The organism is Amycolatopsis sp. cmx-11-32, from assembly GCF_047608695.1.
Taxonomy (GTDB): Bacteria; Actinomycetota; Actinomycetes; order Mycobacteriales; family Pseudonocardiaceae; genus Amycolatopsis.
Map to the genome: position 1 here is coordinate 631924 of NZ_JADNQN010000003.1, position 12373 is coordinate 644296.

The 12373-nt window shown below is 69.9% G+C and carries 9 protein-coding genes; 2 read left to right on the forward strand and 7 right to left on the reverse strand.

Annotated elements, in window-relative coordinates; translation table 11 throughout:
* Positions 1–60: 60 nt before the first annotated feature.
* Positions 61–876: a hydrolase gene (locus ACM6LR_RS11810; RefSeq protein WP_414938649.1), complete on the forward strand. Its 816-nt coding sequence runs from the start codon at positions 61–63 to the stop codon at positions 874–876.
* Here the strand turns inward: ACM6LR_RS11810 and ACM6LR_RS11815 are convergent.
* From ACM6LR_RS11815 to ACM6LR_RS11840, 6 genes are read right to left on the reverse strand one after another with little or no spacing between them, the layout of a single operon-like run.
* A complete protein-coding gene (locus ACM6LR_RS11815) occupies positions 869–2182 on the reverse strand; it encodes an MFS transporter (protein WP_414943738.1) in 1314 nt (437 codons plus the stop codon). The genes ACM6LR_RS11810 and ACM6LR_RS11815 overlap by 8 nt on opposite strands.
* Positions 2183–2203: 21 nt before the next feature.
* Positions 2204–3064, reverse strand: a complete 861-nt coding sequence (locus tag ACM6LR_RS11820; RefSeq protein ID WP_414943739.1) for a DUF3592 domain-containing protein — start codon at positions 3062–3064, stop codon at positions 2204–2206.
* A 9-nt stretch (positions 3065–3073) separates the two neighbouring features.
* Positions 3074–3601: a hypothetical protein gene (locus ACM6LR_RS11825; protein ID WP_414943740.1), complete on the reverse strand. Its 528-nt coding sequence runs from the start codon at positions 3599–3601 to the stop codon at positions 3074–3076.
* Positions 3602–3659: 58 nt separating this feature from the next.
* Positions 3660–6692 (reverse strand): hypothetical protein, encoded by a 3033-nt coding sequence (locus ACM6LR_RS11830; protein WP_414943741.1) that lies wholly within the window; start codon positions 6690–6692, stop codon positions 3660–3662.
* Between the two features lies 1 nt (position 6693).
* On the reverse strand, positions 6694–7749 hold the full coding sequence (locus tag ACM6LR_RS11835; RefSeq protein ID WP_414943742.1) for a hypothetical protein: 1056 nt from the start codon (positions 7747–7749) through the stop codon (positions 6694–6696).
* Complete coding sequence (locus ACM6LR_RS11840) at positions 7746–9059, reverse strand: hypothetical protein (RefSeq protein ID WP_414938643.1); 1314 nt, start codon at positions 9057–9059, stop codon at positions 7746–7748. The genes ACM6LR_RS11835 and ACM6LR_RS11840 overlap by 4 nt, the downstream gene beginning before the upstream one ends.
* 155 nt (positions 9060–9214) lie before the next feature.
* On the opposite strand from ACM6LR_RS11840, the gene ACM6LR_RS11845 reads away from it, so the two are divergent.
* Positions 9215–9700, forward strand: a complete 486-nt coding sequence (locus tag ACM6LR_RS11845; protein WP_414938642.1) for a class I SAM-dependent methyltransferase — start codon at positions 9215–9217, stop codon at positions 9698–9700.
* A gap of 246 nt (positions 9701–9946) precedes the next feature.
* On the opposite strand, the gene ACM6LR_RS11850 is transcribed toward ACM6LR_RS11845, so the two are convergent.
* Entirely contained in the window at positions 9947–11944 is a 1998-nt protein-coding gene (locus ACM6LR_RS11850) for an ATP-binding protein (protein ID WP_414938641.1), read from the reverse strand.
* Between the last annotated feature and the right edge of the window lie 429 nt (positions 11945–12373).

Genomic DNA, 12373 nt, shown 5'->3' on the forward strand with positions numbered 1-12373 from the left:
GGCGAGCCGGGGGAAACGCGTCTTGACCTCCAGCACACTGGAAGTTGCACGCTGTCGATCATGTGGATTTGCGACAGGTGCGGTATCGAACATCCCGCCACTCCGGAGCCGCCCCGGTGTGTTCTCGACCGCGGCGAGGTCGGCATCGAAGAAGCCGGCGACCTCGGCGCGCACACCGGACGCTGGTGGACGCACGAAGAACTGATTTCCGCGCCGCACAAGACCTCGCACCGTGACCACGGCCGCGGCCTGCACAGCATCAAGCGAGAGCCGCATTTCGCCATCGGGCATTGGTCGTTCATCGCGGTGACCCCGGCGGGCACCCTGCTCTGGGATCCGCCGTCCTGGTTGGACACCGAAGTGCTCGACGTGGTCCGCGGTCTCGGCGACGTCGCCGCGATCGCCACCAGTCACCCGCACATGTTCGGCGCCCAGCTCGGCTGGAGCCGCGCGCTGGGCGGGGTCCCGGTGCTGGTCAACGAACGCAATCGCGAATGGCTGCCCGCGCCCGACCCGGCGTTCGAGTTCTGGGACGAGCACGCCGAACCCTTGCCGGGACTCGAACTCGTCCGGCTCGGCGGACACATGCGCGGCAGCGCCGTGGCCCGCACCCCGGACGGCAGCATTCTGGCCGGGGACACGATCACCGGCGGACTCGCGCCGGACTGGGTGTCGTTCCAGCGCAACTTCCCCAAGCACATCCCGATGTCCGCCGCCGTGGTGCGCCGGATCGTCGACCGGCTCGACGACTTCTCCTACGACCGGCTCTACACCCTCGGCGGCGACACCATCGATCGTGACGCCAGGGCCGTCGTCCACCGAAGCGCCGAAACCCACATCCGGTGGGTGAACGGCGACTTCGACCACCTCACTTGATTGCGTTCTTCTCTTTGCGGCGGAAGGACAACGCGGTGAAGCCCGCCATCGCCATGAAGAACGCGACGGACCACATCCCGGCACGGAAGCTGCCGGTCAAACCCTGTAGCCACCCGGTGAGATAGGGGCCCACGAAGCCCGACAGGTTGCCGAACGAGTTGATCAGGCCGATCCCGGCGGCGGCGCCGACGCCGGTGAGGAAGGCGTTGGGAAGCTGCCAGAACACCGGGATCGCGGTGAACACACCGACCGCGCAGAGGGTCACCGCGATCATCACCATCAGTGGCGATCCCAGGTACAGCGCGACGGCGATCGAGACCGCGCCGACGAACGCGGCGATGGCGACATGCCCCGCCCGTTCGCCGGTGCGGTCCGAATGGCGTGCCCACAGCACCATGGCCACGGCGGCCACGGCGTAGGGAATCGCCGTGATGAGCCCGATCTCCACGACGCTGTACGTGGTCTGGAACTGCTGCTGGAAGCCCTTGACCACCTGGGGGAGGAAGAAAGCGAGTACGTAGAGGCCGAAGATGATCCCGAAGTAGACGGCGCTCAGCGCGAGCACACGCGGGTCGGTCAGGGCCGATCGCGTGCTCACCTCCTTGCCGACCTCGCGGGTGTCCTCCGCGTCGATGGATGACTGCAACGCCGTGCGCTGCACCGGAGTCAGCCATTTCGCGTCCTTCGGCCGGTTCGGCAGCAGGAAGAACACGGCCAGGCCGAGGAGGATCGAGGGCACTCCTTCGGCGAAGAACATGAAGCGCCAGCCCGCGTCGAAGCCGAGGACGCCTTCACCGTTCTGGATGAGCAGGGCGGAAACCGGGCTGCCGATGACCGACGACAGCGGCACCGCGAGGAAGAACAGCGCGACGATCTTCGCTCGTTGCTTACGCGGGAACCAATAGGTCAGGTACAGGATGATGCCGGGGAAGAACCCGGCCTCGGCGATACCGAGCAGCACCCGGACGATGTAGAAGCTGACCTCGCCCTGGATGAACGCGGTGGCCGAGGCGACGATGCCCCAGGTGACCATGATCCGCGCGATCCAGATCCGGGCGCCGACCTTGTGCAGGATGACGTTGCTGGGCACCTCGAAGAAGAAGTACCCGACGAAGAACAGACCGGCGCCGAGCCCGTAGGCGGCCGAACTGATGCCGAGGTCGGCGTTCATGGTGAGCGCGGCGAACCCGACGTTGACCCGGTCGAGATAGTTGAGCAGATAGAGCAGCCCGAGGAACGGGACCAGCCGGATCATCGCTTTGCGGACCGCTTGAGAGGTGGACACCTCTGCCGTCTGTTCGTCCATCCGCGGGAGTGTAGAGGGCGATCAGAACAACGGGGGCAGGAAGGCACCGAGGTTCCCGCCCGCGGCCCGATCCGCCGGGTCCGGATCGACCTGGACCGAGTCGGGATTGTGTGGGTCGTAGGTGACTTTCACCGTCGAACCGCGGGACGGGGTCTGCAACGGCGAGGTGGTCATCGTCGTGACCACCGTCCGCTCCCCGTTTTCCGTGGGGAACCGGACCTGCACCGTGAACCTCGGATTCCCCATCACCCAGACGTTCGTGAACTCGACGCCGATCAGCTGCCCGGTCACCTGGCGGCCGGTCTGCGCCAGCGCCTGCGCGCGGTCGTCCGCCTCCGCCCTGGTGACGAACGCCCGCCCCAGCACCATGACCATGACCAGCGCCGTCACCCCCGCCACTCCCGGCACGAGATACGGTTCGTAGTAGACGATCCAGTCGACGTCGGTCCACGGCTCGGCCACGCCGCCGCCGACCGGCAACCGCTGCCCCACCGATTCGGGCGGCGTCCACGACGGGATCGCGAAGCCGCTGCCCAGCGCCACACCGAGGGATGCGGCCAGACTGCTCGCGCGGAAGCCGACGCCCATCCCCCGCAACGACATCCCACCGCCCCACAGCATCGCGAACCCGAGCGAGGACGCCACCGTGATCGAGATGCTGAAGAACAGGACGAGCGAGACCGCCGGGCCCGCGCCGGCCCCCCACGCGCCGACGCGGTTCAGCGACATCAGCCGGAAGCCGTCCAGCAGCCCGAGGGTTCCCGACCAGCCCGCGACCGCCCAGGCGAGCGTCGTGGGCACACCGAGCAGCCACAGGCGCAGGCCGGGACGGCGGGCCTGCCGGGGGTCTTCCGGCAGAGCGAACTCGAAGGACCCGAACATCGCCACTCCCTACGCGATCGGGCCGAACACGGCGACCTTCGCCGGGTCGGCGGGGTCGACGCGGGCCTCGTGCCGGGTTCCTGGCGCGTACTGCTGGATCGTCGCCAGCGGCGTGATCAGCTGCGTCACCGTCCGGTAGGTGGCGCCGTCGGCGCGGATGACCTCGAGCGTCGCGGTGTACTGCGCCTGTCCGGCGATCTTCCGGCCGGTCGGCTCCAGGCCGCGGATCACCAGGGTGGCGGGCTCGCAGGTGTCGTAGAGCCGCCGCAGTTCGGTGCCGTATGCCTGCAGTTCCTGCTGCTGGCGCAGCTGCTCCTCCATCGGCAGCGCCAGGAACGCGGCCATGTCCGGGTCGGCGTTCATGGTCCGGAACGCCTGCGCGGCCAGCTGCGGCGTCGGCAGCTGCGGGGTGATGTCGTGCCCCTGCGCGGCGGCGGCCTGACGGAACTGCTCGGCGTGCCGCTGGAAGTCCTGCTCGCCCCGCGCCATGCCCTGCTGCGTCGCGTCGTTGATCTTGTCGCGGATCTTCTTGAACATCAGGTGCCGCCTTTCGCTGTGTCGTTCTCGATGAACACAGCTTCGGCCGGGCGGCCTGCTACCGAACCCAGGTTTTCCCGTCGTCGGTCGCGTCGAGGCAGGTCAGGGGCGCCCAGAAGACCGGCGACGCGGCCGGTTCGGGATTCTCGCGCCAGCGCGCGAGCCTCGACCGCTGCCAGGCGTTCAGCTCGGAGACCGGGTCCTCACCGGCGAGCGCGGTGTCGACGGCGATGACCAGTTCGGCCATTGGGTCCGCGCCGGGCACGGCGGCCGACGTCGGCAGGGCCCAGACGGTCGCGGCGACCAGCCCCGCTCCGGCCGCGACGGCGGCGAGCAGCACACCGAACGGTTCGGCCAGGCCGAAGTCGCCCGCGCTCGCGCAGCCGATCAAGGCCACCCGCGCGGGCATGGTGTCCACTTCGGACAGTGCGAGGTCGGCGGCGGTGTACGGCCGGTGCGCTCCGATCGGCTCGGCCGTGCCGGGGAGATCGGCCGAACAGGACAGGTGCAGCGCGGTCTGCGCGCCGTACTCGTCGCGGACACGGCTGACGTGTCCCACGAACACCAGCCGCGAACACGGCTCGGACAACAGGGAAGCGAGCAGACGGCGGTCGGTGTCGGTGCGGCGGACCAGATCGAGCCCGCGTGCGGCGGCGGGAAGGACCGGGCCGTCGGCCAGCCGCGCGTCCAGGTGCCGGATCAGCGGCGACGTCGTGTCCTGCTTGCCGAGCACCGATCCCAGGTCGCCGAACGCGCTTTGCCCGGGAATCCGCGGATCGAGCAGGTAGACGGGCGGGCCGTCGGCGGTGGGCGGACGACGAGGGATCCCGGCCGGGGCGAGCAGTGAGACGTCGGCGATGTCGAGAACGCGATCGTCGCTGTCGAAGCAGATGCCGAGCTCACCGATGTCGAGCACGCGATCGGCCCGCCGGTCGGGCAGGGCCAGCAGTCCCCACGGGATCCCGGCGAGGCTCGGCGACGGCTGGACGCGCAGGAGCGGACGGTTTCCTCCGTCGGCGGCACGCCGGAGCCGTTCGACCAGGTCGGCGGGCAGGAGATTGAGGGCAAGGACGCGGGCCAGGCGTTGTTCACCGGCGAGGCTGCCGAACGCTTCCTCGCTCAGTGAGCGCCGGACGGCGCCGGCGACACTCTCGCCTTCGTGCGGGGTCGGGGAGGCGGCGTCCAGGTACTCGCGAGCCGTCCCGACCAAGGCGAAGTCGAGCGGATGCGTGTGGACGGTGTCGAGATCCTCGGTGGTCCGCCAGGTGAGGAAGGTGTGCCCGGCGTCGGCGAAGCGCAGGAGGAAGGTCTCACGGCCGGGCTGGGCGGCGGGCCAGGTCTCGACGGTTTCGGCGGCGAGCCGCGGCAGGCGATACCGCTCGGTGGCGAGGCGGTGCCACCGATCCAGCTCCATGGGCGAGGACGGCGACCAGCGCAGGGCGGGCGGTGGAGCGAGCCTGAGCGGGAGCGACGACGTGACGGAACCCAGTGCCGCCAGTGGAAGTCGATCGTCCTTAGTGGACGGGAGCATTTCGAGGGTCGGCAGTGTTCCGGTCAGGTCGAGCGACGGCCCCTCGACGCCCGTGTACGCCCCGACCGCGCAGGTGCGCTCGATCAGTTCGGCCGCCAGCCTCGGCTCCTTCAACTGGGCCAGCAACGCCAGCGTGAGCCCCATCGTCGGAGCGGCGATGTCGCGCGCCCACGCCGTGCGCGCCGGTGGCGAAACGAACTCGAACCGGTACTCCGCCGCCGCAAGCGTCAGCGGGAGCGCCAGATCCAGCACCGCCCGCAGGTCTTCCCCGCGGGCGAACCCGATCGTGGCCGCCACGAAATCCGTGTGCAGGTAGTCCGACCAGTCCCCCGACGCCCGCGCCGACTCCCTGGCGCGGGTCGCGTAGTCCTCCGCCGTCGCCCAGTCGCCTTCCGCCGCGGCACAGCGGGCCAGTGCCGTGTCGACGAGGCGCAGGCCCGGAACGTCGCCGTTGGCCGTCCGGATCGTTTTCGCGTGCTCGAACTGTTCTCTTGCCTGCGTGACGTCGCCCGTGTACAGCAGCAATGTGCCCAGCGCGTGGCTCGCCTCCGCGACGTCGCCGGTCAGGCCCGCCGCCGCGAGTTCGTCGCGGGCGGCGACGATCGCGGCGACCGCGCCGGGAAAGTCACCCGCCAGGGCACGGCCCTCCGCCAGCCCGATGTCGGCCTTCGCGGCCATCGGGGCGCTCGCGTGCTGAGCGCTCAGCCTCAGCAGGTCGGCCCGTGCGTCGGCGTCCTCACCGCCCGCCTGGCGGATCCGGGCACGTTCGGCCCTGGCCATGGCCTGCTGCTGGATGACCCGTTCGCGGACCTCGTCGATCTCCGCCATGGCCTCCAGCGCCGCCAGGATCTCCTCGAGCGCGACCCGCGCACCCGCCAGATCTCCGGCCGCGATCTGGACGCGCACGTCGAAGATCCGCAGTTCCATCTCGTCGGAACCGTGGATGTCGAGCAACTCGGGCGGATACTGTTCCGGCCCCGCTTCCTTGCGGAACGCCGCCCGGCGGCGCTGCCCGGCGATCAGCTCACGCGCCTTGGCGACGTCACCTTCCTCCGTGGCCAGGGAAATGAGCACACGCTCGGCGACCTCCCGTGAGCCTTCGATCATCCGCACCTCGGCGTACTGTCCGAAGTGGACGATGGCGGCGGTGCTCACCTTGAAGACCTGGAGTACGGCCTCGGCGCATTGCCTCGCGTTGCGCAGGTCCCCCGCGGTGTAGCAGACGTGGGCCAGATCGCTGACCGCGGCGACTTCGAGGTCGGTCCGGTCGAGTTTCCGCGCGATCTCCCGCATCCGCGCGTACTTCCGATGCGCACCGGCGACGTTCCGCACCGCGGCGAGCCGCTTGGCCTGGTCCTGGACCTTGGCGGCTTCCCTGAGCAGCTTGCGATACTTGCTCTCGGAGAGCGAACATGCGGGCACTTCGTCATACCGGACCGGGTCGAGACCGAAATGCCTTGCGACACAACGGCAGTTGTAGCCGTGCGAGGTCGCGGGGCTCAGCTCGGGCGGGAGCGGGCGGTCCGGCGGGGTCTGGGGCGGCGGCATGCCGACGAGCACGTCAGAACTCCTCTTCGGCGGAAGCGGCCGCCGCCCGTTCGGCCAGTGTCCGGTCTTCCGGCGGTCGAGCCCGCACCAGCGCGACCACTTCCGCCCGGTCTTCCGCCGTTGTCCCGGCGACTCCTTCGGCTGCCACACCCACGACGAGCCCGATGCGTCCACTGTGGACGCTCGCCACGAGGCGGGATGCGGCTTCGTCCAGGTCCGCCGTCCCGGTGAACCGCCCGGCTCCGAGCGCCAGGGACACCTCCGCGAAAGGTTCACCGTCGTGGGTCGCGACCGCGGTGAGCGTCGCGTCGGCGAACGCGCCCGCGACGTCGACTTCGAGCCGGGTGGCGGCCGCGGCCGTGACGATCCGCCAGGTCACCGTCTCTTCGGCGGCGTCCAGGATCCCTGACGGTACTCGCGCCCAGTCCACGCTCGCCCGTCCGCTCGCGAGTACGCCTTCCCCGGGTGCGCCGGGATCGGTGCCGGCCGCCAGCGTGTACGCGCGTTGGCCCGGCGCCGCGATCGCCAGGCGTGCCAGTACTTCCGCCGCGGCTTCGGCGCGCACGACGTCGTCCTGGTCGTCGAACCAGGCCGCGAGGCGGGTGCACAGGCTTCGGACCTCGTGTGCGACCGGTGGCGCGGCCGCCAGGAGGGCGTCGTCCGCGATCGCCGTGTCGAACAGCTCGGCCGGGGACGCTTCGAAACCGTCGAGGAGACCTTCGGCGACTTCCTCGACCTCGACCGTCGCGACCGCCGTTTCGAGGTCGAGCAACGCCGGGTCGAGCGAAGGAACTCCGAGCGATGGGCCGGCAGGCCACCAGCGACGCAGCCAAAGCAGCAAGGCGAGTCTGGCCAGTTCCGGCCGGGCGGGAAGGTCCGCGTGCCCCTTGGCCAGCACGGTGAGGCTGGTTTCCGCGCCAACGAGCCGGGTCAGCCACGGTTCCGCGGCTCCGGCGTCGCTGAGTTCGATCCGCATCGAGGACGCCCGACCGGCGAGAAGATCGTCGAGGGCGAAATGGACGAGGCCGCCGTCCGCCGCGACGACGGGGGTGCGCACCGGATGCGTCACGACACGGCCTCCAGATCCGGCAGGCGGGCCACGAGCGCGCGGCGCACCTTCGTCCGCAGATCCAGTGAGGTCGACCGGACCACGCCGGTGACGAGGTCGCGTACGTCGGCGGCGTCGGCGGGCAGGTCGCCGCGGACGTCGAAGCCGTGGAGCCGGACCCACAGTCTGCTGAGGAACTGCTTGGCGAACTCACGCAGATCGCGCAGGAGTTCGGCGTCGGGCCGCGGGGTGAGCGGCGTGGCCCCGGCCAGTGCGCGGCGGGCGTGCAGCACGTAACCCTCTCGCGCGACCTGGGCGTTGAGCTGCCGTGCGAATTCGGGGACGCCCGCTGGCGCCGCGCCATCGAGCGGACGCAACGCGGGCGCGAGGACGACACCGAGCGCGAAGCAGGCGGCCAAGGCGGGCAGGCCGAGCCCGAACCCGGCGGCGACACGGTCGAGTTCGTCGTCGACGAGTTCGGCCACGGAAGCTCGCTCGTCCGGCGGAAGGCGGCGCAAGGTCGCGCGTACCCGGCGCTCGACACTGCGTTCGAGGAGTTCGGCGCCGGTTTCGTCGCGCCGGTTCAGTGGCGGGACGGCGGTGCGGTCCCCGCGCTGCAGGCCGAGGTCCGGTACGGGCAGCCCGGAAATCCTTTGAACGGCCTGGCTCAAGGCCCGCGCCCCACCCGGCCTTCGCAGCGCGAGCCCGAGGGCGTGCCCGGTCGCCGAATCGGCGAGGACCCGCCAGGCGGTGTCGGAAAGACTCTCGACGAACGTCTGGAGCGCGGTGATGTCCTGAGGCGCGGCGGACTCGGCGTGCCAGCGGCGATGCAGCTCCGCGGTCAGATCGGCCGACAGCAGGGGATCCGCGAGATATCCGGTGAGCTGATCGACACCCGCCGCGCCGCCCTCACCGTGCAGATCACGCAACGCCGACGCGGCCGTCGCCGGTGCTTCCGGACCCGGCGCGCCGAAACCCGTCGCCAGCTCGTACGCCAGCGGGAAGCACACGTCCTGGACGTTGCCCGCCGTGATGCGCAAGACGCGGCGCTGCCGTTTCAGATGGATGAACCACGCGGCCGTCGCGCGCAACCGGTCCGCGTCGGCCAAGAGCAGTTCCGTCAGCTCCGCCGCCACGATCGGGTCCAGCACCGGACGGCCGAGCCGGGGACGCGCCGCCGTGCGGATCACCAGCGGGTCGATGATTTTCTTGATCGTGCGGGTCAGCGGGCCGCCGTCGGCCGACGACAGGACCTCCACCCCGGAGATGCTCTCCCACGCCTGCGCGAGAACGGCCGACCGCAGCCGGGACTCGCCCGATCCCGTCGTCATCGCCCTCCCCTCGCTCTGACCGCACTCTAACCGAGCAGACGACTTCCCGGTCCTTACCCCGGAAGGCCGTGGGCGGGAGAAGTCCTGGATGCCGACGTCGACGAACGCTGCCGTACCCGTCGACTAGGAGACCGATTCCGGGCGCTTCGCGGCCAATGGGCTTTCGGCGGCGCAGTTCTCTTCGTGCGGAAGGCTGCTCGCTCGTGCTGGACGTCGGAGGCGGCACCGGGACGCTCTCGCGGTTACTCACGCGCCGGAAGATTCGGACCGTGGTGGCGGACCTGTCGTCGCACGTTTCGCGAGCACCGGGGTTCGCGGTCCGGGCGGATGTCGCCGGTCTCCCCTTCCACGACGGGACCTTCGACGGCGCCGCGGCCCTGCGGACGCTGCACCACGTGCCCGAACCGATCGAGGCGCTCACCGAGGTGAGCCGGGTCTTCGCCCCGGCGGTTGTCAAACTTCGACGCGGAGGGTGCGGAAACCCTGCTGGGAAAGGTGTTCGAGGTGGAATCGGTCCGGTCGTGGGACGCCCGGCTCGTGACGCTTCCCGATCACGCCGCGGTCGCGTTGTTCCCCGCGCGGCCGGGGCCTTCCCGAACCGGCCGCCCGGCGGCTCGCCGGCGCGGTGGAAGTTCCGCTGACGCTCACGAAACGGAGGCTGGGCACGGAAACGGTGTTGAGGGTCCGGGTAGTGAGGGGGACTCACTTTGCCGTTTCGTGGCGACGGCCACAGACGCGGATTTCGTAGACGGTCTCGGGCTTGTTGGTGAGGTCACTGTCCCGATTCCTTCATGCACGCGGGTGGCTCTCGGGAGTCCGGCTCCGTGATGTCGACGCGGGAAGGGGTCGAGCCCTTTCCCCTTACCTTCAATAACCGCTTTTACCGCTCACGACCCCGGTGAGCTTGCCTGGATCCGCCGGAGCCGCGCGTACACGTCCGCCGCCCTCGGGGCGCCGAGTTCGTTGAAGATCTTCAGCGCGTCACCCCAGCAGTCCCGGGCCGAGTCGGTCTTGCCCTTCGTCTCCCAGAGCTGGCCGAGATGGTCCAACGCCGCCGCCTCGCCGTAGCGATCCCCCATTTCACGGCGGAGCCGCAGCGCCCGGTCCAGCTGTCCCGCCGATTCCCCGCTGCGGTCGATCTTCTGGAACACGAGTGCGAGCCCCACCAGCGTTTCCGCCTCGCCGTAGCGATTGCCGATGCGATGGCGGATGGCCAAAGCCTGCCGAAGGTTCTCGTAGGCTTGATCGAACCGGCCCAGCTCGTGGTTCGTGAGACCGACGAAGTGCAGGGTCTGCGCCGCTCCCCATTCGTCGCCGAGCGCGTGGAAGACCGCCAGCGCGTCGGCGTGATGTTCGAGGGCCTCGGTGAACCGCCCCTGTTCGTGGTAGGCGATTCCGAGGCTGATCAGCGCTTGACCCTGCCCCCAGGAGTCACCGATCCGGCGCCGGATGGCGAGCGCCGACTCCAGGTACTCCATCGCTTCTTCGAACCGGCACAGGTCTCGGTGCGCGATCCCCAGTCCGGCCAGGAGTGACGCCTCGCTGAACGGGTCGGAGCATCGCCTGGCGGCGTCCACCCCGGTCTTGTAGGTCGCGATCCAGTCGGCCCACGGTTTGCGCAGGGTGAAGAACGCCCACAACGCGAGCGGCAACCGGCACGCGATCGACGGCCGGTCCGCGGCCAGCGCACCGTGCACGGACGCGACCAGATTCGGTTGCTCGGCCTCACACCAGGCGAGCGCGTCCCCGTAGGTGTCGAATTCGAGCCTGTCGGAGGCGGAAATCTCGAGGGCGGTGCGCCTTCGCATGGGTGTGAGCACACGATCCGCGGAATCGGCACAGGCGAGATACCATTCCAGCAGCCGTTTGGACGAGTTCTCCCGCTCCTCGGCCGACTCCTCTGCTTCGACACACTCCTTCGCGTAGACACGCAGCAGGTCATGGAACCGGAACCGGTCGCGACCGACTTCGGACAACAGGCAGCCGCCGGTGAGCTTGTCGAGCCTGCGCCGGACATCGGCCGAGGGCGTCCCGGCCAGCACGGTCGCGGTGGCCACGCTGATCGTCGGGCCGGAATGCAGGCCGAGCAACCGGAAGACGCGGGCGGTCGCGGAATCAAGGGCCTGGTACGACCACGAGAACACGGGCCGCAAGGCGGACATTTCGTCGTCACCCGTCTCGAACGCGTCCAGCCTCAGCGCCTCCGACGCGAGTTCGGTCAGGAGGTCGGCGAGGCGTAGATAGGGATGGGCGGCCACGCGCTCGCCCGCGATCCGCAGCGCGAGGGGCAGATGTCCGCACAGATCGGCGAGTTCCGCGATCGCTCCCGGTTCCTCGTCCGCCCGTTCCGGCCCGATCGCCTCGCGCAGCAAGGCTTCGGATTCGTCCGGGGACAACATGTCCAAGGTGATCCGCCGCGCGCCGTTGCGTACGACCAGCCCGGACAGGCTGCTGCGGCTGGTCACCATGACGAAACAACCGGCCGTACTGGGCAGCAGGGCACGGACCTCGTCCGGGGACGTGACGTTGTCCAGGACGATGACGAACCGGCGATCGTCCACCAACGAGCGGAAAAGCGCCGATTTCGCTTCGAGGCTTCGCGGAATCATCTTCCCGGGGACTTCGAGCGCCCGCAGGAATCCGGCGAGGACCTCGTGCGGCGTACTCGGTGGCCCGGGAGCGTAGCCGTGGAGGTCACAGTAGAGGTCGCCGTGGGGGAACCGGTCGCGCTGCCGGTGTGCCCACTGCACGGCCAGGGCTGTCTTTCCCACCCCCGGCGCGCCGGCGACGATCGCGACCGCGATCGAGTGGCCGTCCCCGCCCCGGTCCGCGATCTCGCTGAGCTTGGCCAGTTCCACCTCCCTCCCGACGAAGGTGGCGGTCACGGCGGGCAGCTGATGCGGCGTCAACGGAGAGCGGGCCGCGGACTCGTCGTCCCAACGATCCATATCCAGTTGTCGCCCCGGCACCGTTCGCTGTCGCGGGTTCTCCCCCGTTCCCACCTGAATGGCGCAAGCAAGCGGCCCGCGTTTCGGCGATTCTCTTGACTGACCGTCGGCCAGTGGACCGGCTCGTCGATTCGCTGCTGGGGTCCTGACGCGTGACCAGACGGACGACGCGCGTGACGAGATGGACGGACACACGAGCGGCCGGGCTGCGCGGCGAGTCGTCTCTCTGGACACGCGTGTCGTCCATCCGATCACGCGAGTTGTCCGCTGATCACACGAAACCGCCACCCAAGCACCTCCGAAAGGGTCTCCGCGAGCCGATGCGGAAGATCCCGGAGGGGCGAGCGCGCCAAGGGGGAGCGAAGC